15 protein-coding genes are annotated in these 23277 nt (G+C 70.0%); 5 read left to right on the forward strand and 10 right to left on the reverse strand.

Annotation, left to right across the window (positions count from 1 at the left end; all coding sequences use genetic code 11):
• Nucleotides 1-276: 276 nt before the first annotated feature.
• Both WFJ97_RS07555 and WFJ97_RS07560 read right to left on the reverse strand, forming a co-directional pair.
• A complete protein-coding gene (locus WFJ97_RS07555) occupies nt 277-5619 on the reverse strand; it encodes a PKD domain-containing protein (RefSeq protein WP_336641018.1) in 5343 nt (1780 codons plus the stop codon).
• Nucleotides 5620-5898: 279 nt separating this feature from the next.
• Nucleotides 5899-6912 carry a glycosyltransferase family 4 protein gene (locus WFJ97_RS07560; RefSeq protein WP_336641019.1) on the reverse strand — a complete coding sequence of 338 codons (1014 nt, stop codon included), beginning with the start codon at nt 6910-6912 and terminating at the stop codon, nt 5899-5901.
• A gap of 59 nt (nt 6913-6971) precedes the next feature.
• Between WFJ97_RS07560 and WFJ97_RS07565 the strand changes: the two genes are divergently transcribed.
• The gene (locus WFJ97_RS07565) at nt 6972-8159 is read left to right on the forward strand and encodes a DUF1972 domain-containing protein (protein WP_336641020.1); all 1188 of its coding nucleotides are present in this window, start codon (nt 6972-6974) and stop codon (nt 8157-8159) included.
• Here the strand turns inward: WFJ97_RS07565 and WFJ97_RS07570 are convergent.
• Entirely contained in the window at nt 8156-9490 is a 1335-nt protein-coding gene (locus WFJ97_RS07570; protein ID WP_247623497.1) for a hypothetical protein, read from the reverse strand. The genes WFJ97_RS07565 and WFJ97_RS07570 overlap by 4 nt on opposite strands.
• A 7-nt stretch (nt 9491-9497) precedes the next feature.
• Nucleotides 9498-10880, reverse strand: a complete 1383-nt coding sequence (locus WFJ97_RS07575; protein ID WP_336641021.1) for a polysaccharide biosynthesis tyrosine autokinase — start codon at nt 10878-10880, stop codon at nt 9498-9500.
• Between the two features lie 128 nt (nt 10881-11008).
• On the opposite strand from WFJ97_RS07575, the gene WFJ97_RS07580 reads away from it, so the two are divergent.
• Nucleotides 11009-11665: an arsenate reductase/protein-tyrosine-phosphatase family protein gene (locus WFJ97_RS07580; RefSeq protein WP_336641022.1), complete on the forward strand. Its 657-nt coding sequence runs from the start codon at nt 11009-11011 to the stop codon at nt 11663-11665.
• 33 nt (nt 11666-11698) lie between these two features.
• Here WFJ97_RS07580 and WFJ97_RS07585 read toward each other — a convergent pair whose 3' ends face one another.
• The 5 genes from WFJ97_RS07585 to WFJ97_RS07605 form a co-directional block, all read right to left on the reverse strand.
• Nucleotides 11699-12850 carry a glycosyltransferase gene (locus WFJ97_RS07585; protein ID WP_336641023.1) on the reverse strand — a complete coding sequence of 384 codons (1152 nt, stop codon included), beginning with the start codon at nt 12848-12850 and terminating at the stop codon, nt 11699-11701.
• A gap of 98 nt (nt 12851-12948) precedes the next feature.
• Entirely contained in the window at nt 12949-15645 is a 2697-nt protein-coding gene (locus WFJ97_RS07590) for a right-handed parallel beta-helix repeat-containing protein (protein ID WP_336641024.1), read from the reverse strand.
• Between the two features lie 187 nt (nt 15646-15832).
• Nucleotides 15833-17167, reverse strand: a complete 1335-nt coding sequence (locus WFJ97_RS07595) for a phenylacetate--CoA ligase family protein (protein WP_336641025.1) — start codon at nt 17165-17167, stop codon at nt 15833-15835.
• Nucleotides 17164-18213: a glycosyl transferase gene (locus tag WFJ97_RS07600; protein ID WP_336641026.1), complete on the reverse strand. Its 1050-nt coding sequence runs from the start codon at nt 18211-18213 to the stop codon at nt 17164-17166. Before WFJ97_RS07600 ends, WFJ97_RS07595 begins: the two co-directional genes overlap by 4 nt.
• Nucleotides 18206-18949: a CDP-alcohol phosphatidyltransferase family protein gene (locus WFJ97_RS07605; RefSeq protein ID WP_336641027.1), complete on the reverse strand. Its 744-nt coding sequence runs from the start codon at nt 18947-18949 to the stop codon at nt 18206-18208. Before WFJ97_RS07605 ends, WFJ97_RS07600 begins: the two co-directional genes overlap by 8 nt.
• Nucleotides 18950-19046: 97 nt before the next feature.
• Here WFJ97_RS07605 and WFJ97_RS07610 point away from each other — a divergent pair, with 97 nt between their 5' ends.
• The 3 genes from WFJ97_RS07610 (at nt 19047) to WFJ97_RS07620 (ending at nt 21967) form a co-directional block, all read left to right on the forward strand.
• Nucleotides 19047-19979, forward strand: a complete 933-nt coding sequence (locus tag WFJ97_RS07610; RefSeq protein WP_336641028.1) for a glycosyltransferase family 2 protein — start codon at nt 19047-19049, stop codon at nt 19977-19979.
• Nucleotides 19980-20045: 66 nt separating this feature from the next.
• Nucleotides 20046-20693 carry a DUF4232 domain-containing protein gene (locus tag WFJ97_RS07615; RefSeq protein ID WP_247632963.1) on the forward strand — a complete coding sequence of 216 codons (648 nt, stop codon included), beginning with the start codon at nt 20046-20048 and terminating at the stop codon, nt 20691-20693.
• A 14-nt stretch (nt 20694-20707) separates the two neighbouring features.
• Nucleotides 20708-21967, forward strand: a complete 1260-nt coding sequence (locus WFJ97_RS07620) for a hypothetical protein (RefSeq protein ID WP_336641029.1) — start codon at nt 20708-20710, stop codon at nt 21965-21967.
• Here the strand turns inward: WFJ97_RS07620 and WFJ97_RS07625 are convergent.
• Nucleotides 21921-23087, reverse strand: coding sequence for a glycosyltransferase (locus tag WFJ97_RS07625; protein WP_336641030.1), 1167 nt, complete (start codon nt 23085-23087; stop codon nt 21921-21923). The genes WFJ97_RS07620 and WFJ97_RS07625 overlap by 47 nt on opposite strands.
• Nucleotides 23088-23277: the final 190 nt, after the last annotated feature.

Below are 23277 nucleotides of genomic sequence, written 5' to 3' on the forward strand. Positions count from 1 at the left end.
GGGTCAAGACACACCCTGCCGAGCACCTCGGGGCGGCGTGTCGTGACCCCTCGCAGGGGTCCTCGCCCCCCACCTCCTGGCGAGGGGTCAAGACACGCCCTGCGGGACGGCCCGCGTGCGGCGTGTTGTGACCCCTCACGGAGGTCCGTGCGCACGGAAAGGGCCCGGCATCCGTGAGGATGCCGAGCCTTCCAGCGACGGGAGCGTATCGGGCACTCCCGGATCGCCCAGATGCGGGGAGGGCGAGCGCCTGGCCTGGCCCTCCCCGCATCGTGCCTACTGCGGAACCACCACGGCGATGCGATCGAACGACAGCTTGGTCGCCGGGTTGGTCGACGCCGAGCTGATCGACGTCTTGATCCCGACGCCGCCGGCCGCCTGCAGAGCTGCCGTCGTGTCGGTGCCCTGCAGCTGCCACGCGGTGGGCTCGGGCTGCCCCTCGACCCAGATCTTCGCGGCGATCGTGGTCGGGTTCGTGCCCGTGACCGACAGCTTGGTGTGCAGTACCTGCCCGGGCGTGTACGCGGTCGGCAGCACGTAGCTGTTCCCGATCGCGGTCTCGTCGCGCAGGATGTAGAGGCGGATGACCCCGGCCGGCTCGAACCGCACGCGGGCCGAGTAGTTCGAGGTTCCGACCGTGCGTCCGAGCACCGTCACGCTCGCCGTGCCGCCGGTCGAGGCGACGTCGGACGAGAACAGCGTGTCGAGCACGATGTTCGTCGCCGAGACGCCCAGACGGGCCTCACGGGTCTGCGAGGGTGCCAGAGTCACCGTTCCCTGACCGGCGGCGACGGCGAAGGCGGCGTTACCGCCCGACGTGGCCCAGGCTCCGCCGAGATCCGACGTCCCCCACCCTCCGGTGAGAGTGCGGTTGAACTCGTCGGTCGCGAGCGGCGTCGGTCCCGCCGGCGGGTCGACGGGCGGCGCGGTCACGGTCACGGGGGCCGTGACGGTGTGCGTCGCTCCGTCGTCGTCGGTCACCGTGAGCGTCACCGTGTAGGTGCCGGCCGCGGCGTAAGGGTGCGACGCCGTGACGCCGGTACCCGTCGCTCCGTCTCCGAAGTTCCAGGCGTACGACGCGATCGTGCCGTCGGAGTCGCTCGAACCGTTCGCGTTGACGTTGGCCGTGAGGCCCGTCGTCGAAGACACGAACGCGGCGACCGGCGCCTGGTTCGGCGGCGCGACGACCGCACCGGTGACCACCTTGTAGTCGTCGATGCTGATCACGGTCGACACGGTCGAGACCGAACTGACGGCCATCTTCAGCCCCACGGATCCCGCCTGCTGCAGCGCGGCCGTGGTATCGGTCGCCTGGAGCTGCGGCGCGGTCGGCTCGGTCGTTCCCGTGCGCCACACCTTGAGCGACAGGTTGGTCGGAGAGGTTCCCCGCACCGACAGCACGGCCGACAGGCTCTCACCCGCGACGTAGTTGCCGGGCAGCACCACGCTGTTGCCGATCGCCGTCTCGTTGCGCAGCAGGTAGAGGCGGATCACTCCGGTCGACTCGACCTTGATGCGGCCCGAGTAGACGTCGCTCCCGACCTGACGGCCGTTGACCGTGAGGTTGAAGGCGCCGCCCGAGGTCGCGTTGCTCGACGAGATCGTCAACGAGGTGATGGTGTTCGTCGAGCTGACCCCGGCGAGGCGCGCCTCGCGGGTCTGCCCGGCCGCCAGTGCCATCTTGCCCACGCCGTCCGCGACCGAGAAGGCCGCGGCCCCACCGGTGGTCGTCCAGGCGCCTCCGACGTCGGCGCTGCCCCACGAGGCGCTCGCCGACCGTGCGAAGGCGTCGCGGGCGATCACGTCTTCGGTCGAGGCCGGAGCCACGACGACCGACGACGTCGCCTGGTGCGTCGCACCGCGGTTGTCGGTGACCGTCAGGGTCACGGTGTACGTGCCGGCGGTCGTGTAGGTGTGGCTGGCCGTCGCTCCGGTCGCGGTCGCGTTGTCACCGAAGTTCCACGCGTAGGCCGTGATCGTGCCGTCGGTGTCCGTCGACCCGCTGCCGTCGGCCGAGACGGTCATGCCGTCCGCACCGCGCACCACATTGGCCACGGCCTTGGGCGGCACGTTCGCCGCCTCGACCACGATCTGCTGCGTGCTCGTCGCCGAGCCGCCGCGATCGTCCGTGACCGTGAGCGAGACCGCGTAGGTGCCGCTCGCGCCGAAGGTGTGCGCCGCGGTCGCGCCCGTCGCGGATGCTCCGTCTCCGAAGTTCCACGAGTAGCTCGCGATGGTGCCGTCCGGGTCGGCGCTGGCCGAGCCGTCGACCGACAGCGCCAGGAACTCGGCACTCGCGGTGAACGCCGATGTCGGCAGCACGTTCGGGTTGCGCACGACCACGTCGTGGCTGACCGAGGAGGTCAACGACCCGCTGTCGCGCACCGTCAGCGTGACGGTGTACGTGCCGGCCGTCGCGTAGGCGTGGGTCGGCGCGACTCCGCTGCCGGTCTCGCCGTCACCGAAGTTCCAGCTGTAGTCGGCGATCGGCCCTTCGACATCGCTCGAGCTCGAGGCGTCGAAGGCCACCGACAGGTCGGTCGGCGTGGTCGTGAACTGCGCGACCGGGAGTTCGTTGCCCTGTCCGGTCTTACCCAGCTGGTAGTGCTGGAGGATCTGGCTCGCGGACAACGGCGCGGAGTAGATCGCCACTTCGTCGACCGAGCCCACCCAGAACGGGTTGCCCTCCCAGGTCGAGTCTCCGCCGACCCGCCAGTATCCGGCGTAGTCCTCGGCGTTGGACACCGAGTTCGATGCGACCAGTTCACCGTCGACGTACAACTGCATGCCGCTCGGGGACTGCTGCGCCACGACATAGTGCCACTGGTTGTCGCGGTAGGTGCTCGGCGCGGTGAGGATGTTCGTCCCGCCGTTGTAGGTGCCGAACTTCAAGCGGCCCACCGTGTCCATGTAGATGTGGCGGTCGTAGTTCGAGCTGGCGTTGGCGTTGTTCGAGTTGCTGTTGCCGAAGCCGACGATCTTGCCGCCGCCGGTCGTGGTCGTCTTGAACCAGGTCTCGATGGAGTAGATGTCGGATGCCGCGTACTGACGATCGCTGATCACGTTCTGACGGTTGTTCCAGGTGCTGCCGAAGCTCGAGGACGTGAACCGGATCGACTTGTTGGTCACTCCCGCGAGGGCTCCCGTCTCACCGCGCTGGATGGAGGCGTTGCCGCTCGTCTTGTAGCTGCCGGTGCTGCCGTCGCGGCCGGAGTCGGCTGCCACGGTTCCCGTGGTCTCGCCCAGACGCCAGTAGAGGGTCGGGTCGAGGTCGTAGACCGCCTTGCCGTAGGCATCCGCCGGCGCTGCCGGCAGAGCCGACGTGCGACCGGAGGCCACCCAGTGGGCGTCGACGACGTCGCGGGTGATCGCGGTGTTGTAGACCGCCACGTCGGCGATCCGACCGTTCAGGTACCCCGAGCTGCCGGCCGAGGGCCAGCTGCCCAGCGAGTCGCCGCCGATCCGCCAGTAGCCGGAGTAGCTCTGACCGGTCGTGGTGTCGGAACGCGAACCGACGCGCTTGCCGTCGAGGTACAGCACCATGCCGGACGAGCTCATCGTGCCGACCACGTGGTGCCACTGCCCGTCGTTGAAACCGGCGCTGCTCGTGACCGCCCGGGTGGTGCCCGGGTAGACACCGAACGACACCTGGCCGGTGTTGTTGAGGTAGATGTGCCGGTCGTAGCTGCCGGAGTTGCCGGTGGCGTTGTTACCGAAGCCGACGATCTTGCCGCCACTCGTGCTGGTGGTCTGGAACCAGGCCTCCACCGAGAAGGTGTTGGGTCCGACCTCCGACACCGAGGATGCACCCGTGCCGTTCGAGCCGTTGAACGCCGTCGACGAGGACGCCGCTCCGACGACCTGGCCGGCCTGCCCGCGGGTGGTCCCGCCGGCGAGGGTGACGTCGTTGCCCGCCATCCAGTCGATGCCCGAGGTTCCGGACGCCTCGTTCAGCGGCCAGTAGTACTTCGGCTGCGAGTCGAGCACGGCGATGTTGTAGGCGTTCTCGGTGCCGGTCGCGGCCACGGTCGCCGAGGTCCAGTCGGACGTCGTCGAGTTGCCGTTCGGATCGGTGACCTTCACGCGGTACTGGTACGTCTGACCCGCGGTGACCGCGTTGTCGGAGTACGTCAGGCGCGGACGCACCCAGTACGTCGACTCGGCCGTGGTCGTGTAGATCGGCTGCGCGATGTCGCGGCGGAAGACCTCGTAGGTCAGCTTCGCGTTGTCGGCATCGTGGTTGGCCGACCAGGCGATGCGCACCTGACCGGCACGGAAGGACTGCGTGCTGATCTGGTAGGCCCCGCCCTGGATGGTCGGGCCGACCTTGTTCGGCGCGGTCGACGGCTTCGCGAAACGCACGAGGCCCTGCTGGGCGACGCCGCCGACGGCCGTGAACTCACCGCCGTAGATCAGGTACTCGCCGGCACCCGTGACCGACCATCCGGCCTGGTCCATGCCCGAGACCGAACCCGGCTGCCACTTCGGGTACCAGTGCAGCAGCTTCGCGGCAGGGTTGCCGGTGAAGCTGCGGTAACCGTAGGGGTCGGGCGTGATGGTGCGGTTCGACGGGTTCTTGTCGAACGCCAGCGAGTGGTTGAAGTTCCACGGGTCGAGCTGCGGGAACTCACCGATGTTGCCGCAGTAGTGGGTGTGGGACGCCGTGTAGAGCACGCCCCCGGTCGGGAAGATCGAGTACGTGTCGCCGTGGCAGTCCTCCATCCACGCCATCGATCCGTCGCTCCAGTTCGCACGGAATGCGCCCTCGAAGTCGTCCTCGGTCTTGGAGCCGCCGAAGTCGTAGCCGCTGCCGTACACGCTGTCGCCGTCGGAGGCGAGCGCGTAGATCGATGCGCCGGTGCCGGCGTTGCGGATCACGCTGTTGATCGCCCACGGCAGGCTCTGGCCGGTGACCGCGTCGAGGGCGGCCATGCCGCGCCCGGGGTTGGTCGAGCCGTTGGTCGAGGTGAAGGAACCACCGATGACGACCTTCGACCTGTCGGGCGACACCACCACGGCGCGCACGCCGTAGCCGCCCGCGAGTTGCGGGTTGAAGTCGAGCACGGCACCGGTCGATGCGCTCAGCGCGGCGACACCGGTGCGGGCGACGTTGTTGATGTTGGTGAACTCACCCGTGACGTAGACGGTCGTGTCGGTGGCGACGATGCCCTGCACGATCGTGTTCGTCCCGGGGGTCCAGGTCGAGATGAGCTGCCCGGTCGCGGTGTTGAAGGCCGCGAGACGGTAGCGGTTCTGCCCGTCGACTGCCGTGAAACCGCCGCCGATGTAGAGGCGGGAGCCGTCGGGCGAGACGGCGGCCGCGAGGATGCGACCGTTCACGTTCGGGTTGAACGACGTGTCGAGCACACCCGTGGCGAGGTTGTACGCCAGCAGGTTCGACCGCGCCGTCTCGTTCGTGCCGGCGGCGGCGCCGGCCGGGCGCGCACTGGTGAACTGGCCACCGGCGAAGACCTTGTTGCCCGCGACGGCCTGAGCCCACACGATGCCGTTGATCTGCACGGTCGGCAGCGGATCGGCGCTCATGGTCGTCGGCAGCGCCGGATCGGTCGGAACCGTATCGGCCTGCGCGGCAGGAGCCGTCAGTGTGGCACCGAGCATCGCCGTCACCATAACGGTGACGATCCCCAGTGCGATACGACGGAATGGACGTGAATTCGAATCGTGATCGTTTTCGATCGCGTCGAGTCGACGGACTCGCATAGCGCCTCCCCAGGCGGCTGCCGAGTGATCGGCAAAAGAAGTGGATTCCCCCGCGTCCCCCATAGACGCATCCGCGGTAACGATAGCGCACAACCGCCTCGGATACCAGAAGAAGTTTCGCGACGGTTCCGCGACACCCCGGATCAGGCGTCTCGGGTCGGAAAGTTCACCCCGGCGTCAGACCAGGATCTGCGCGAGGTGAGCGCACATCTCGTGCGTCGTGAAGCGCTCCTCGACGTCCCGACGCCCTGCCAGCCCCATCTCCGCCGCGCGCTGCGGATCGTCGATCAGGCCGATCAACCGCTGCGCGAGGGCCTCGTCGTCGCCGAGCGGCACGAGATGGCCGGTGCGCTCCTCCGTGACGTACTGCGACATTCCGGGGGTGGCGGTGTTCACGACCGGCCGACCGGTCGCGAAGGCCTCGAGCGTCACCGTCATGCCCGAGACGTGCAGATTGGGCCGGGTCGCGGTGGCGATGACGGATGCCGTCGCATAGAGCTCGTGCAGCTCGCCATGACTCATCCGCTGCACGACCTCGACACCGGCCGGAGCATCCGTCGACGCCGACGACTGGACGATGAGCTCGACGTCCGGGCGCTGCTCGTGCACGCGCGCCAGCGCGCGGAACAGCGTCTGCGGATCCCGGTCGCGGTCGTTGCCGACGCTGACGATGCGCGGGCGATCGGGGTACGGGCGGGGCGAGAAGAACTCGGCGTCGACGCCGAACGGCACCGCGACGATCCGTGGCCCCGCGCTTCCGAAGAGGGCGCGCAGGGGCTCGACCTGCGCCTCGCTGAGCACCCACAGCGTCTCGGCGCCACGGAGCACCTCGACGAGACGACCGGTGTCGGCTCCGCGCTCGATCATGTCGGTCAGCCAGATCACTCCGGAGGCGAACCGCTCGTAGGGGCTCGCGACCTGCATGCGGAACGCCGCGTTCTCGTCCCACGTGAACGCCGTCTGGGCGCGTGGTCGGGGTCCGATCCCCACGCGCGACCGCAGGCGCGAGAGGCGTCCGGGGGCCGGGAGGTCGAGCACCGCGACCGGCGCGTACTCGCACAGACCGTCGAGCCCGTAGGGCCATACGCTCGGCACCTCGCCGGCGGAGTGCCGACGCTCCCAGCGCGTCACCGACTGCTCGGCAGGGAATCCCCAGATCAGTGGGCGGCGTTCGTGCGGCGGCGTGGACACCGCCCCAGGATAGCCCGCGGTCTTCCGGCGTTGTCGGCCGCCTCGGGCATACTGATGCGATGCAGACCGCCTCCGCTCCGTCGTCGACGTCCCTGCGCATCGCCCTCATCGGCACGCGCGGCATCCCCGCCGCCTACGGCGGATTCGAGACCGCCGTCGAAGAGGTCGGACGGCGCCTCGTCGAACGCGGGCATCGGGTGCTGGTCTACGGGCGCGATGCCGGCACAGCGGGCGACGTGCACCTCGGCATGCGCCGCGTGACCCTTCCTGCGGTGCGTCAGAAGGCGCTGGAGACCCTCAGCCACACCGCGCTGTCGACGGTGCACGCCGTCACCAAGGCCCGACCGGATGCCGCGTTCGTGTTCAACGCCGCGAACTCGCCCTTCCTCCCGCTGCTGCGCGCCCGTCGCATCCCGGTCGCCCTCCACATGGACGGGCTGGAGTGGCGACGCTCGAAGTGGGGCCCGCGCGGCAAGGCGTACTACCGCGCCGCCGAGTCGTTCGGGGTGCGTCAGGCCGACGCGATCATCGCCGACGCCCCCGGCATCGCCGACTACTACGACCACCAGTTCGGTGTCGCGAGCGAGCTGATCCGCTACGGCGCCCCCCTGCTCGACGACGCTCCGTCCGACGGCATCCGCGAACTCGGTCTCGCGCCCGGGGGCTACCACCTGGTCGTCGCCCGCTTCGAACCCGAGAACCACGTCCGCGAGATCGTCGAGGGCTATGCGATGTCGCAGGCCACGAAACCGCTCGTCGTGGTCGGCTCCGCGCCCTACGCCGCGGAGTACACGGCCGCGATCGACCGGATCGCCGCCGCCGATCCACGCATCCGACTGCTCGGCGCCGTCTACGACCAAGACCTCCTCGACGCGCTCTACCACCACGCCTCGACGTACCTGCACGGCCATTCGGTCGGCGGCACGAACCCCTCCCTGCTGCGCGCGATGGGCGCCGGCACGGCCGTGATCGCGTTCGACGTGGTCTTCAACCGCGAGGTGCTCGACGAGCAGGGCTGGTACTTCCGCACGCCGGCGAACGTCGCGGCTGCGGTCGACGCGGCGGAATCGGATGCCGGAGCCGTCGCCGCGGCATCCGCTGCCGTCCGCCGCCGCGCGGCCGATGCGTTCTCGTGGGACGACGTCGCCGCGACCTATGAAGACCTCGCCCGGCGTCTGGCGGCCGGCGACAGCATCCATCCCCTCGCGCGCCGCGCGCACCGCGCGGAGACGGAGTGGCCCGGCTAGACCGCGTCGACCGCGGTCTCGGCCGCGGCATCGGGTTCGCTCTTCAGGAGTCGATCCCGGTGGCGGTGGATGTAGATCGCGTACGGGATCACCTGGCAGACGATCAGCGCGAAGCTCACGCCGAGCAGCGGTCCGACGATGCCGAGCACCGGCGTCAGCACGAGCGAGAGCACGATGCTGACCGCGGCCATCGCCAGGGTCGGGATGACCTGGAAGCGGATGCCGGGTTTGTCCATGATGAACATCCCGAGCGGATACACGGCCGCGGTGAGCATGATCATCGCGCCGAAGGCGAGGATCGTCGAGGTGCGCACGTCGAGTTCGCCCTGGGTGATGAACTCGAACAGCCACGGTGCGATCAGCCAGACGAACGCGGTGGCGGCAGCGACCGCTCCGGCGAAGAGCAGCGAGAGCAGATACGGTCCACGCTTCAGCTCACCCCTGTGCCGCAGACGGGCGAACTGCGGCCACAGCGCGACGCCCGCGGCCATCACCAGGCCGTTGAGGGCGAAGAACACCTGACCCGTGACGCCGTACTCGGCCACGTCGGTCGGCGTGCCGAACTGGGCGAGCACGTAACGCTGCGACCCGACGGCGATCGGGTAGGTGATCATCTGCGCGAGCATCGGCCAGCCGACGTCCATGACCCTCACCCCGGGGATGCTGCGCCAGCGGAACAGCATCCGCAGAGCATCCGGGATCAGCGGCCGCGTCGACCGCGTCACCAGCAGGAAGCCGATGATCGCCGACAGCAGCGAGGCGCCGTACGAGGCGATCGCGAGATACGAATCGAACTCGCGCCCGCCGAGGTGGAGCATCAGCCAGACACCACCGAGGGTGACCGGCGAGATGAGGCCCTGCACCAGGATCACCAGGTGGTTGCGCCGCTGCCCGAGCAGGATGCGGAACCACACGCCCAGGGTGATCGACAGGCTGAACAAGGTGATGCACAGGAAGGCGGCGAGCGCCGCCCCCGGGATCGCACCGGCGTCACCGAACAGGGCGCGCCATCCGCCCGTGACGAGCAGCACGGTGTTGATGAGCATGAGTCCGGTCGCGAACATCAGCAGGATGCGGCCGACCGAGGTGACCTGCAGTCGGAGCCGGCGATCGGTGCGGATGTCGTCACTGGTCGCGACGGCGTTCACGAGAACCGCGCCGCTGCCGAGGTCGGTGAACGTCAGCAGCGACGGGATCGTGATGAGCAGCGAGTACAGGGCGTAGTGCTGGATGTCGGTCTCGCCGAGGATCATGCGGGTCGTGATGACCCCGCAGACCAGCGAGACGACCATCGTCAGCGCGCGAGCGCCGAGGGCCAGGAGCGAGTTCATGGCGGTGTCAGCGCGGGGCGCGGGCGGCGAGGCGCGGGCGGGCGCCGCGTCTCGGCTCGTCGGTGTAGTACGGGCTCTTCGCCGCGCCGCGCACACCGTTCAGCACGATTCCGAGCACCGGGGTCCTGGTCGACTCGAGCGAACCCAGGGCGCGCGTGAGATCGGCGGCCTTGGTGCGGTTCGAGCGCACGACGAACAGGGTGCCGTCGGCCATCGTCGACAGCCACAGCGCGTCGCTGACCGACAGCACGGGCGCGGTGTCGATGATGACGTAGTCGTAGGAATCGCGCGCCTCGTCGACGATGCGATGCAGTCCGCCGCTCGACAGCAGCTGGCCCGGGTTCGGGGGCTGCGCTCCGGCGGTGAGGATGTCGAGTCCGGGTCGACCCCACTGCTGCACGGCGTCGGCGAGCTCCACGTCGCCGATCAGCACGGTGGTCAGGCCGATCGAGCCCTCGAGCTGGGTGTAGCGGGCGGTGCTCGGGCGGCGCAGGTCGGCCTCGATGAACAGCACCGAGCGCCCTCCCTCGGCGAGGGTCAGGGCGAGTCCGAGGCTCACCGACGACTTGCCCTCCTGCGCCGAGCACGAGGTGACGAGGATGACGCGACGGTTCTTGTCGACGTCGACGAACTTGAGGCTCGCGGCGACCTGCCGCATCGCCTCGGCGACGCGGCCGTCGGGCTGCGAGCGGATGATGCGGGCGATCGTGTGGGTGTCGGATGCTTCGGGGATCTCGCCGAGGAGGGCGACCTCGGTGGCGTCGCTCAGCGTGCGCGCGGTCGTGATGCGGGTGGCGAGAAGCCGTCGGAGCAGCGCGAAGACGACACCGAGCGCGATTCCGGCGACGGCACCCACCATCACGTTCAGGCGGGTGTTCGGGGAGATCGGAACCGTCGGAGTGCGTGCGGCGGAGATCGTGTCGACGCGCACGGCGGGCTCGCCGTCGGCGCTGACCGGAGAGACGCCCGCGACGGCGGTCGCGAGCTCCTGGGCGATCGCGTTCGCGGTCTCGGCCGCGCTCTCGCCACTGGCGTCCGTCACCCCGATCTCGATGACGACGGTGTTCAGGGGAACGTTGACGTCGACCCGTCGCGCCAGACGGTTGGCGGTCTCGTCGAGTCCGAGGTCGTCGATCACCGGGTCGAGCACGGTCGGCGACTTCACGAGGAGCGTGTAGGTCTGCACCAGGCTCTGCACGTAGTTCGACCCCTGCACCAGCTCGCTGGTGTTCTCGCCCCGGGTCGGGATCACGATCACCTGCGACTCGGCCCGGTACTCGGGGTCGATGAACTGCGAGTACCCGTATGCGGAGCCCGCGCCGAGCACCATCAGCACGACGATCACGATCCAGTGGCTCCTGAGCGACTGGAAATAGTCCTGCAGTGTCATGTGTCCCCGTATCCCCTCGGCACCTCGACGTGCCTCAGTGTCTCGCACGGTGCCTTCCCCGCGACCATTATCACCTATGTTGGAGGATCGGACCGCAGAGATCTCTGCGGGGCACGACGGGGGAACACGTGACGCACAGACTGATCTTCGTCTGCGAGGCGAACATCTGCCGGTCGCCGCTGATGGAGCTGGTGCTCCGCGCGCAGGGCGATGCGGCCGGGTGGCAGATCTCGAGCGCGGGTACCCGCGTGGGGACTGCGGGCAATCGCATGTGCGTGACCTCGGCCGAGATCGCCGAGGCCTCCGGCGATGCCGAGACGCCGATCCTCGCCGCCGGCCACCGCTCGGAGGCGATCGACGCCGAGGCGCTGCGGACCGCCGATCTGATCCTCACCGCCAGTCGCGCCGAGCGCTCGGCGGTCGCCGCCGCCGCACCCGAGGCCCGTTCCCGCGCATTCACCCTGCGCGAGGCGATCCACCTCGGGGCCGAGCCCGTCGATGCCCGTGAGTTCGAGATCATCGCCGAAATCGATGCGGATGCCGCGAGCACCACGGGCCTGGCCCGATACGCCGAGGCGCTCCACGCCCGTCGCGGCTTCACCGCACCGCCGAAGACGAACCGCACGCTGTTCGGTCGCCGCCGCCGGAACCCGTTCGACATCGCCGACGCGCACCACGACTCGGCGCGCGAGCACCGCACGATGCTGACCTCGACGTCGGCCGAGGTCGGGCAGTTCCTGCGTCAGGCTGCGGCCTTCCTCGACTCCGCGGCGGGTTCGCGCTGACGTCAGCGGTCTCGGACCCCTGCGCCCTCGATCTCAGCGACCCCGTGCGAGGTCGCTGAGGAAGGCCGCGATCGTCGCCCGGTACACCTCCGGGGCGAAGCGCTCCTTCGCCCGGTCACGATCGGCGAGCGCCGTCACGCGGAGCGCCGACCAGTCCGCGACGACGCGGGCGAGAGCATCCGCCAGCGCCGAGGCATCGCCCGGCGCGACGAACGCGGCCGAGCCGTACGCCCCGACCGCCTCGCGCAGTCCGGGGATCTCGCTCGCCACGACGGGGCGCCCGGCGAGGACACCCTCCACGGCCGTGTTGCCGAAGGACTCGTCCTGGCGGGACGGCACCACCAGCACGTCGGCCGCTCCGAGCGCCGGCCACACGTCGGACCGGAAGCCGTGGTGCTGCACGAGATGCGCGACGCCCAGCTCGTCGGTGCGACGCCGCAGGGTCTCGTCGTACGCCTCGTTGCCCTCGAAGACGGCCCCGATGAGGTCGAGCTCCGCCTCGATTCCGGCGTCGCCGAGGAGAGCGACCGCTTCGACGGCCACGTCGGGGCCTTTGCGGTGGGAGATGCGACCGACGTAGGCGATGCGCAGGCGATCGATCACCGCGCGCGGCTCGGGCACCGAGTCCGGGGAGTCGACCCCGTTGGGGATGAGCGTTGCGCGACGACCGAGCGCCGGGATCACCGAGCCCACCGTGCGCATCGTGAACTCGCTGTTCACGATGATGCGGTGCGCGGCGAGGTGCGGCGCATAGAGCACCGTGTTGACGATGCGGGCGGCGGATGCCTCGGCCTCGTGCACGTGGGTCACGGTCGGCACGCGCAGCAGGCGGCCGACGAGGGGCCAGAGCGGCAGCACGATCGTGCTCACGTACAGCGTCCGAGGTCGCAGGCGACGGGTGATCACGACGGCGGCGACGAACCCGCGGATGGCATCGCGCAGGGAGCGCAGCCAGTTGCGCGGGCGGAGAGCCGACTTGCGCAACGCGAAGGTCGGCGGGATCAGGACCTCGACGCCGGCGGCCTGGAGCTCGCCGACCAGCGGCCCCGCCGCGGGAAGCGCGACGACGACGCGCTCGCCCGCGTCGCGCAGACCCCGTGCGCTCTCGAGGAGCATCCGGTCGGAACCGAACAGTTCCCACCCGGCGTGCACGAGCAGATGCGGGCGGCGGGTGTCGGCTGTCACCCGACCATTCTGCACGGCACGGCCGCTCGGCGCGCCCCCACCACCCATCCGCCCGCCGCATCACGGACGCGGCGGGCGGATTCGGTGGGGGGTGGGTGTCAGCGGCCGCTGCCCAGCAGCACGGTGCCGCTGCCGACCCCGAGAAGGGTCGCAGCCGCGCCGGTGAGCGGACGCGCGATGCCGCTGTTGGCGGCGATCTCGTCGGCCATGCCCGAGAAGGGCTCGGCGGTGGTGGTCATCGCATTGCGCCAGCCGGTGTTCTTCGCCGAGGCGAGCGCGAGCGGCGTCGAGAACGTCTCGTAGACGTTGCCCGAGCCACCCCAGGTGACCATCGACGGTCCGCCCTTCGAACTGCTGAAGAGGTTCCCATCGATCGTGAGGTTCCACGTGTCGACGGCCCGCCCGGTCTGGGTGTCGTGAGCGAAGATCGCCCGCGGACCGCCCGCGCCGAACACGTTGTTGCGGATCGTGATGTTGCGGGTGATCCACGTCACCGTCGGGTCGGTACCGGTCACGCGCGGGTCGCGTCCGACCTTGTGGGTGGCCTGACGTCGCTCGTCCTGCATGAGGTTGATGTCGTGCCGGGAGTTGTTGCCGAGGTCGTTGTTCGTGATGAGCACGCCCTCCGAATCGAAGATCCGGATGCCTTCCTTGTTGTCGAACGTCTGGCTGCGGGCGATCGTGACCTTCGACGAGAGCTCGGCGTGGATGCCGATCTCGGTGTTGTCGTTCGACGTGACGTCGACGATGTTCACGTCGTAGCAGGACTCGTCGAACCAGGTTCCGCTGCCGACGTTGCGGCTCGTGTCGACGTTGGTCATGTCGACCCCGCGGGAGCGCGTGACCTTGATACCACCGGCGACGGGCGAGCCGTTGAAGCGCTCGTTGTTGTTGTCGGTGATGAGCGAGTCCGACACGGTCGAGTCGTACGCCGTGGTCAACGACATGCCGAGCAGACCGTTGCGGCGGATCGTGAGGTTGTCGACCGTGGCGCGGTCGTTGCCCACGAAGAGTCCGATCGTGGCGTTGTCCTCGATGACCAGATCGCGAAGCGTGACCCCGACGTTGTGCATGCGGATGGTGCCGAGCACGTCGTACGAGGTCGCGTAGCGGCGGACGCCGAGGCCCTTGAGCTGCGAGTTCGCGGAGCGCACGTTGAACGCCTGCCCGAGATCGCTGGCCCGCACCTGCTTACCGCTCGGGTCGGTACCGAGGATCAGTCGGTCGGCTGCGTAATCGACCGCGAAGGTGCCGGCTGTGACCTGGGATGCCGAGGCCACCTGCTTCTGCGCCACCCCGTCGATGAACAGCATGTCGGGGTGGTTGGCCATCGGGTAGTTCGGGTCGACGAACCAGCTCGCGTTGCCGTTGAGCATGTCGTCGTCGAACTCCGCGGTCCATCCGCCGCTCACCCACGACGATCCGGACTTCGTCCAGGACGTCACCCGGGTCGATCCGTCGAACCAGACCGCCTCGCCCGGGTAGGCCTGGATGGTCATGGTCTTGTTGAAGGGCACCTCGACGGACTCGTGGTACTCCCCGGCGCGCACGACGATCGTCGAGCCGGCGGGAGAGGAGTCGACCGCCTTCTGCACGCTGCGGTACGGCGCCGCCGCGCTGCCGTTCTGGGTCTGCGACGTCGACGAACCGTTGACGAACACGGCCCCCTGCGGCACGGCGTACGACGCGGTGCCGACCGGGGCTGAACCGCGGGCCTCGAGACCGGTGCCCGGCTGGGGCTGCGGCTCCGGCTGAGGCTCCGGCTCGGGCTGCGGTTCCGGTTCGGGCTGAGGTTCCGGTTCCGGCTGCGGTTCCGGCTGGAGCTCGGGCTCCGGGTCGGTCACGACCTCGCTGCTCAACGGTCCCGTGGCGACCGTGGCCTCGAGGGCATCGATCTGGAGCGCCGATGCCGAGGCGCCGCTGCTGGAGGCATAGCCCCACAGCGCGAATCCACCGGCGCCACCGATCTTGCTCGACGAGGCATCGGTGACGGTCAGCTGCGGTGCACCGGGAGTGGTGCCCTTCGGCGTGAGGCGGGCCTCGAAGCTGACGGCATCCGTTCCGGTGACGGTCGCGTCGAACGTGTACCAGGAATCACCGAGGATGCTCAACGGCACCGACGCCGACTTCAGCTCGGTGTCCTTGCCGTCCTGGGTGCGCAGCACCGAGAGCTGCACCTGCCCCTTCGCGTCGGTGAGCAGGCGCACACGGTACGAGGCGCCGTCGCTCTGCACGCGGGTCGTGTAGGCGTAGTAGCCCCGCCCGCCCGTCGACGACAGGCGCACGTCGGCGGAGAGCCGCACGTCCTTCGCCTGGACGGCGCGAGGGGTGAGGTAGGCGGATTCGCCGGGCTTCAGCGCGATGGTCGCCGCGCCGTCGGCGACGCTCGCGACACCCGCACGCGACGACCACGAGGTGTAGGCCAGCCCGTTGTCGGAGCTGCCCCACCCCGCGGGCGAGGTGCGCTCGAAGTCGTCGGCGAGCAGCACGGTCGGTGCCGCTGCCGCCGCGCTGCGGGTTTCGGGCGCGGGAGCATCCGTGGCCGGGGAATCGCCGGGGGCGGGATCGGGTGACGCCGGATCGGGGGCCGGCACCTCGCTCACGCTCGGCTGCGGCTCCGGGGACGGGGCCGGGGTCTCGGTCGTCGTCGGCTCGGGTGCCGGGGTCTCAGCCGCCGAGGCGGGAGCGCCGACCAGGCCGAGCAGCAGCGTCACGGCTGCGACCGCAGCGGTGGCACCGGTGGTCGCCAGACGAGGGGAGGGATCGGGACGGTGATGGTGACGTCGAAGACGCAACAGGGTTCTCCTAGGGGTTTCAGCCCGCGTACACCGCGCCCCTCCAACTTGCCCCCTCCGGGCGAGATGGTGTGCAGTATCGGTACGCACCGCCTACCCGGAGGGCGGCGGCCAGGGGTCAGTGTACACACGCCTACTGGAAGATCGTTGCGAAACTGAAATATATCGGAAGCCCGGCGGGCCGGAATCAGGCCGGAGGAACCGGCGCCGCGCTGCGGATGAAGCGCATCTTGCCACCCACCTGCGGGATGCTCTCGACCCGCTCCACCGTCACCGGAACCAGGCCCTTGGTGGCGAAGCGCAGCTTCGCGGCGGCCGCGTCGATCCCGGCCTGCGCATCCGGCGCATCGCTCGGGATGCAGCGGAGCGTGACGGCGTAATCGGCCTCCTGCACGATCTCGAACTGCCGGATCGACAGCGGCGCATCGTCGAAGATGTGGCCGAGCGCACCCGCGATCGTCGTGCCGTCGGGCAGGCGCACGGCATCCGACGACCGACCGGAGATCGCGCCCAGTCTCGGCAGGCCGCGCCCGCAGGCGCAGGTGCCGGGCAGGTAGCTGCTGATGTCGCCGAGGCGGTAGCGCACCACCGGGAACACCCGGTTGCTCAGGTCGGTGACGACGACCTCGCCCTCGACGCCGTCGGGCACGGGAGCATCCGCGGCGTCCACGATCTCTATCCGCCGTACGTCCGCGAACACGTGCAAGCCGCTCTGGTGACTGCACTCCCCCGCCATCCAGGGGATCTCGGCCGAGCGGTAGTGGTCGTAGCAGGGGGCGCCGAAGGCCGTCTCGATCTCGGCGCGCGTGCCGGGGGTGAGCGGAGCCGCGGTCACCGCGATCGCACGGGGCGGATGCACCTCCAGCCCCAGACGCCGCAGGCGGCGCACGGTGTCGAGCACCCCGCCGCCGTAGCCGATGAGGAACCGCGGCTTCACGCGGTTCCATTCGCGGGCGAACTGCGTCACCGCCGCATCCGTGATCTGGAAGGCGTCGAGCTGCACGCGCCGCGAGGGCAACCACCCGAGATCGTGCCGCAGCCGCGCCGCTCCCGTGAGCACGTGCCGGGTGACGATGCCGCGGTCGTCCCAGGGCGTCACGCCCCACCACTCGAACAGCCGCCACTCGAGCGCCCGCGCCGGGAAGCGCAGATCGCGCAGAAGGTGCAGGGGCAGCCCCGTGCTGCCGCCCGTCTTCGACACCACACTGGTGCGCTGGTCGGCCTCATCGGTACGGATGCCGTCGAAGTTCTCGCGCAGCATGGCCTTGTCGACGATCGGCAGCGACGAGAACGATGCGGGGTCGCGCAGGTCGTCGTCGGAGAACCCATGCGACGAGTACAGGTCGCGATAGAAGGGGCTGTGCGCGAAGGCGAACCGCGCGTGCTCCGCCGACCGACGCGCACTGATGTCGGCGATCTCCTCGGGTGCGAGCGCGTCCATCTGCAGGAACGCCCGGTAGGCCTCCATGCTCGACCGTCCGCCGATCGCGGTCTTCAGGCGGAACGCCGCCTCGCGGATCACGCGTCCACCCCCCGGGGCTTCGTGCCGAGCCAGCGGCTGCGCAGCGCCGCCCGGTAGGCGGCCGCGTGCGAGGCCCCGGCATCCGCCCATTCCCGGCGCGAGAGATCCGGCCGCTCGGCCTCGATCCGCCGCACCGCGCGCAGCGCCTCGAGCAGCGCGCGGCCGTCGACCTCGCCCTCGTACATCTGCACCCACTCCGCGCCCACCTCGGCGGCGAGCGCCTCGTTCGGCTCGTTGCGCGGCACGAGCACCGGCCGGTCGAGCGACAGGGCCGCGAGCACGCTGCCGGAGTTGTGCATGAAGCGATAGGCGAGCACGACCAGCTCGGATGCCGTGACCAGCTCGACCAGCTCGGCATCACTGAGGAACGCGAGCTGCAGCGTCACCCCGGGCAGCCCCTCGACCTGCGCGCGCAGATCATCGGCCAACTCCTGCGTCGAGGCCTTCCCGCCGATCGTCATGCTGAGCTCGCGATCATCTCCGCGGGCCTCGGCGTAGGCATCCACGAATCCCGAGACGCCCTTGTACCGACGCACGCCGCCGAAGGTTCCGAGGCGCCCGCGCACCCGGTCGGCGCGGGGCTGCGGCGCGTACCAGTCGCGATAGTGCCCGTGCAGGATGACCGAGCGCGCGGTGCCCTCCGGCAGCAGCGTGGTCTCGTTCAGGACGATCCGGTGATCGGCCTGGTGCTCGATGCGTCGCAGCAGCCACAGCCGGGCGGCGTTGTCGTCGGGAAGCTCGAGGTTGTGCACGGTGCGCACGACGGCGATCCGCCGGGAGAGCGAATGCCGGAGCGACAGCAGCGCGGTCAGCACGTACTTGCCCACCGACGACACGGCACTCCCGCCGTGCAGCTTCACCTCGGGCCAGTGCCAGTGGAAGACGTCGTAGCGGCCGAGGATCGCGCCGCGCCAGGAGAAGCGGAGGTGATCGACCTCGTCGGAGTCGGCGAGTGCCCGATCGAGCATCGTGATGTAGGGGTTGGTCGTCACTCGCGGCGCCCCGAAGGACTGCATGACGCGCACGGGCCCCGGGCGCTCAGCCATCGGCCTGCAGGCCCTTGATCGAGCGGTACCAGCGCAGTGCGGCGAGCAGCAGGAGCAGCGCATTGATCGCGGCGAGCGCCGTGTAGATCACCACGAAGCCCTGCTGCCACCACAGCAGCGCGAAGGCGAGGCAGAGGAATCCGTAGTCGCTGGGGATCACCGCGAGCGAGTACAGCGAGCCGGAGCGCCAGGCTTCGCGCGGCGCCTCCTCGGTCTCGGCCGGGGACTGGAGCCGGTGGATGCGCCGCAGGAAGTCGGCGGCGATGATGCCGAAGAAGAACGTGTTCGCGATCGCGGCGAACGCCAGCGGTACGAGCAGCCACAGGTCGTCGAGGTCGTAGAACCGGAACCAGCACACGAGCACGGCGAGATGGATCGTCGCGAGCTTGAGCGAATCGAAGAAGTGGTCGAGCCACTCCCCCGCGAGCGAGCCCGTTCCGGTGAGCCGCGCGAGCTGCCCGTCGGCCGAGTCGAGCGCGTAGCCGAGCACGAGCAGCGCCGCCACCAGCACCGACGACCAGACGGTCGGCGCGAGCAGCGCGATCAGCGCCACCCCGCTCAGGGTGCACAGCGCGCTCACGATGGTGACCTGCGACGGGATCATCCCCCACGCGTAGGCCGTCGCCGCGAGCGGGCGCCCCAAAGGCCGGTTCACGTAGCGCGAGTATGCCGCCGCGCCCTTCGATGATTTCTGCGCCTGTTTCAGACGCAGCATCGCCCCACGAATCTCTGACACGACATCTCCCCAGGTGGCGTCAAATGTAGCCTTCACTATAGCCACAGGTGCCCTCGCACGGGTCCGTGGGTTTCGTGACGATGGGGAGGATGCACGAATGGACGAACGACGGATGCTGGGGATCATCGTCGTCAACTACGCCTCGGCGGGCCTTCTCGCGGAGAACCTGACCGCGACGGCCGCGGCGGTGCCGGACGCGCGGATCGTCGTCGTCGACAACCGCTCGACCCCGGAGGAGCGCGCACGCGTCGAGGCCCTGAGCGTCGCGAACGGGTGGCGGCTCGTGCCGATGGACGACAACGCGGGGTTCGGCGGCGGAGTGAACGCCGGTGCCGCCGTGGCGTTCGACGAGCTCGGGGTCACCGACATCCTGCTCCTGAATCCGGATGCCCGGATCGACGGTCGCTCCGTCACCGCCCTGGCCGCGGCGACCACGGAGGGGCCCAGCGTCGCCTCGCCGCGCGTCGAGGACGCCGCGGGCCGGGTGTGGTTCGCCGGCATGGACGTGTACCTCGGCGACGGATCGATGGGCGGGCCGCGTCGCCGCCGCGAGCACCCGGGCGCCCGACGCCTGCCCTGGCTCAGCGGAGCCTGCCTGTGGTTCACCCGCGAGGCGTGGGACCTCACGGGCGGCTTCGACGACGCGTACTTCCTGTACTGGGAGGACGTCGACATCTCGGTGCGCGCCGCCCGCGCGGGGGCGCGCCTGCTCGTCGTCGACGACGCTCTGGCGGTGCACGACGAGGGCGGTACGCATCGCGCGAGCGCCCAGCGACCGGAGGCGAAGTCCGAGCTGTACTACTACTACAACATCCGCAACCGGCTGCTCTTCGCGGGTCTGCTGCTCGACGCAGCGGATGCCGAGGCCTGGTCGCGCACCGCCTGGAGCAATGCGCGCCAGGTTCTGCTGCGCGGGGGACGCCGGCAGTTCCTCCGCCCGATCGCTCCGCTGCGCGCGGCCTGGCGCGGAGTGCGCGACGGACGACGACTTCTTGCACAGGCTGGTTCGCAGCGGGGGCCCGCGGTCTAAACTCTCATCACCGGCCGCCGCCACTGCGGCGCCGGATGGGGAGACACGGGGAGCAGGGGGTCTGCGATGGACGCAACCGAAGAGACGCAGCCGAATCGTCGGCGCGTGTGGATCACACTGTCGGCACTGGTCGTGGTGATCGCTCTCGCGGTCCTGGGCGCGATCTTCGTGCCGCCGCTACTCGCCGGAACGCCGAGCACCGAGCCTTCGGCATCCGCCACTCCCACCACTCCTCCGCGCGACATCGTCGATCCCGATGCCCCGCGACCGACGCAGACGCCGACGCCCGCGGCCGGCGCGACCGACGAGCCCTTCGCCGAACTGAGCCCGGTCGCCCCCGACCAGACCATCGTCACCGAGGAGGGCATCGAGATCTCGCTGTCGTCGCTGCAGGCCGTCGACGGTCAGGCCACTCTCGCGGGCGAGACCTCCGGTCCCGCGATCCGCGCGACCGTGCGCATCACGAACACCGGCGACGAGCCGCTCGACCTCGAGTACGTGGCGGTCAACGCCTACATCGGCGAGGATCGTGCACCGGCCGGCACGCTGACGCAGCCTGGCGGCGCACCGTTCGAGGGCACCGTGGAACCCGGCGACTCCGCCGAGGGCACTTACCTGTTCTCGGTGCCCGAGGCCGACCGCGACGACGTCACCCTGACCGTGGACTACCTCTTCGGCGCCAAGGTCGCCGTGTTCCGCGGAGACCTGCGCTGATCGGCGCACCCGGCATGGGGCGCGCCGAGCAGTACACCACCACCTCGATCGTCGCGGCGGCCGCTGCGGCAGCGACCGCGGTCCGGTACCAGTTCGGGCCGGGCGTGAGCCTCTCGCTGATCGCCGCCGTCGTGCTGCTGCCGGTGTGGTGGCACGTGCTGGCGAGGTTCCGCTTCGCACGCCTGCTGCTCGCCCTCGCCGCGATCGCCGCCGTGTGGGGCGGGGTGCTCACGCTGTTCGAGACCATGCGCCCGGTGTCGACGAGCCTGCTGCTCGAGCAGACCTTCACGTTGCTCTCGCTCGCCGGCGGTATCGGAGTGCTGCTGTGGGCGCGCACGCAGATCGGTCTCGGTGGCACCGCCGTGGCGTTCGGCGTCGGGGCGTTGGCGAACGTGGTTCTGACGGGCGGCAACTCGGCGAACCTCTGGAAGTACTCGCTCGCGGTGCCCGTGATCATCATCGTGCTCGGTCTCACCGCGATGAGCGGACGGCGGTGGCTCGACCTGCTCGCGCTCGGGGCGCTCGCCGTGGTGTGCCTGGCGTCGGACTCGCGATCGATGACCTCGTTCCTGCTGCTGGCCGCCGTCATCGTGCTGTGGCAGATGTTCATGCCGCCGGGGACCCGGCGGCCTCGCCCGTTGCAGACTCTCGTGCTGCTCGGCGTGCTGAGCCTCGCAGCCTTCAGCCTGTTGCAGGCGCTGATCCTGGAGGGGGCGCTCGGCGACGCCGCCCAGCAGCGCACCCAGGCGCAGATCGACACCTCCGGGTCGCTCATCGCCGGCGGACGCCCCGAACTCGGAGCGGCGACCGCGCTCGTCGCCGAGCGGCCGCAGGGGTTCGGCAGCGGAGTGCTCCCCGTCTCGCACGACGTGTGGATCGCGAAGACCGGCATGAGCGAGCTGAACTACGACCCCGACAACGGCTACGTCGAGGGATACATGTTCGGCGGCCAGTACGAGGTGCACTCGGTGGTCGGCGACCTGTGGCTGCGCTTCGGCCCGGTCGGGGCGATCTTCGCCGTCGCGCTGATCGGGTGCGCGATCTACGCCGTCGCGCGCAGCGTCTCGGTCAAGGCCGCCGCCGGGATCGCGGTGTGGCTCGTGCTGCTCGGCGCCTGGGACACGTTCTTCAGCCCGCTGCTGACGTCGTCGCGCACCCTGGCACTGCTCTTCGCGCTCACGGCGATCCCGGTGGCGCGGCTGGCATCCCGTCGCGAGGCGAGCGGGGTCAGAGCTCGCCCGGACGCATCGCCTCTTCGTCGATCGCGCGGATGATGCGCAGCGTGGCGGTGTCGGGTTTCGGCTCGCCGCTCTGCCCTCGGCGTCGGGGCGCGTAGACCACCAGCGAGTGGAACAGGAACCGCGCGAAGAACGCGACGATCAGCGAGAGCCCCGTCGCGAGGACGCTCGAGATGTGCCAGGTCTCGACCATCAGCGCCATCACCGGGATGCGCAGCGCCGCCTCGATGCTGTTGAACGCGAACGATGCCGCGAAGCGCTGCCACACGCCGCGGGCATTCGTGCGCATGTCGGCGAAGACGAACCGCTCCTGCAGCAGGAAGTTGCCGACGATCGTGACGACCGCCCCGATGATCGCCGCCCAGATGTACGGCACGCCGGCCGCCGTCAGCAGCCACATGATGGCGAGGTTCGCGACGGCGCCCACCGCGCCGATCAGGGCGAACAGCGACATCTTGCCGAAGCGCAGTCGAGCGAGATGCGCGATGAACGTGCCGCCCTGGCGCAGGCTCGCCTTGGAGGTGCCGCGGCGCCGCTCCGCGAATTCCATCGGCACCTCGGCGATGCGCAGATCGGTGCGCGCGAGGATCTCGAGCAGGATCTTGAAGCCCTGCGGCTGGAGCGTCGAAAGGTCGAGGCGACTCCGGTCGACGAGGAAGAACCCGGTCATCGGGTCGGTGCTGCGGGCGAGGCGGATCGGGAACATGGCCCGCGTCAGCCAGGTGGCCGCGCGCGAGACGCCGAAGCGCACCGCGGTGCCGAGCCCACTCGTGTCGCCGCCACCGACGTAGCGCGAGGCGGCGACGACGTCGGCATCGCCCTCGGCCTGCCGGGCGAGCAGGACGGGCACGAGTTCGGGAGGATGCTGCAGGTCGCCGTCCATGACGATGCAGAGATCGGATGCCGCGGCCTCCAGGCCGACCACGACGGCACCGCCGAGCCCACCCGTGTTCTCGACCCGATGGATCACGCGCACGGGCAACGGAGCATCCGCGGCGACCCGCGCGACCTCGTCGGCGGTGTCGTCGCTGCTGTCGTCGACGAAGAGGATCTCGGCGTCATACCCCGTCAGCGCGGCGGCGGTGCGGGCGACGAGCTCGGCGACGTTCTCGCGTTCGTTGAAGGTGGGCACGATGACCGTGACCTTCGTGTCCATGTCGCCCCCTCTGCGCGCGCCGCTGTGCGGCATCTCATCGTGCCACGGGTTCCTATGCGCTCGAAACCTGACCTCTCACTGCCGCACCCCCGGATCCGGGGGTGCGCTTTCGTGCGTGGGAGGTCTAGACTGACCCGTGCGGCTGTGGGAGTCGCAGGCGGATGGGGATCCGCCTACTGGGGAATCACTG

This window comes from Microbacterium sp. USHLN272 (genome assembly GCF_037149655.1).
GTDB lineage: Bacteria > Actinomycetota > Actinomycetes > Actinomycetales > Microbacteriaceae > Microbacterium > Microbacterium galbinum.

Bases quoted from the DNA above. Each gene is read 5' to 3' on its own strand.
- WFJ97_RS07555 (WP_336641018.1), bottom strand. From the start codon at position 5,619: ATGCTCGGTGCCACACTGACGGCTCCTGCCGCGCAGGCCGATACGGTT.
- WFJ97_RS07615 (WP_247632963.1), top strand. From the start codon at position 20,046: ATGGACGCAACCGAAGAGACGCAGCCGAATCGTCGGCGCGTGTGGATC.
- WFJ97_RS07570 (WP_247623497.1), bottom strand. From the start codon at position 9,490: ATGAACTCGCTCCTGGCCCTCGGCGCTCGCGCGCTGACGATGGTCGTC.
- WFJ97_RS07620 (WP_336641029.1), top strand. From the start codon at position 20,708: ATGGGGCGCGCCGAGCAGTACACCACCACCTCGATCGTCGCGGCGGCC.
- WFJ97_RS07600 (WP_336641026.1), bottom strand. From the start codon at position 18,213: ATGGCTGAGCGCCCGGGGCCCGTGCGCGTCATGCAGTCCTTCGGGGCG.
- WFJ97_RS07610 (WP_336641028.1), top strand. From the start codon at position 19,047: ATGGACGAACGACGGATGCTGGGGATCATCGTCGTCAACTACGCCTCG.
- WFJ97_RS07565 (WP_336641020.1), top strand. From the start codon at position 6,972: ATGCAGACCGCCTCCGCTCCGTCGTCGACGTCCCTGCGCATCGCCCTC.
- WFJ97_RS07575 (WP_336641021.1), bottom strand. From the start codon at position 10,880: ATGACACTGCAGGACTATTTCCAGTCGCTCAGGAGCCACTGGATCGTG.
- WFJ97_RS07625 (WP_336641030.1), bottom strand. From the start codon at position 23,087: ATGGACACGAAGGTCACGGTCATCGTGCCCACCTTCAACGAACGCGAG.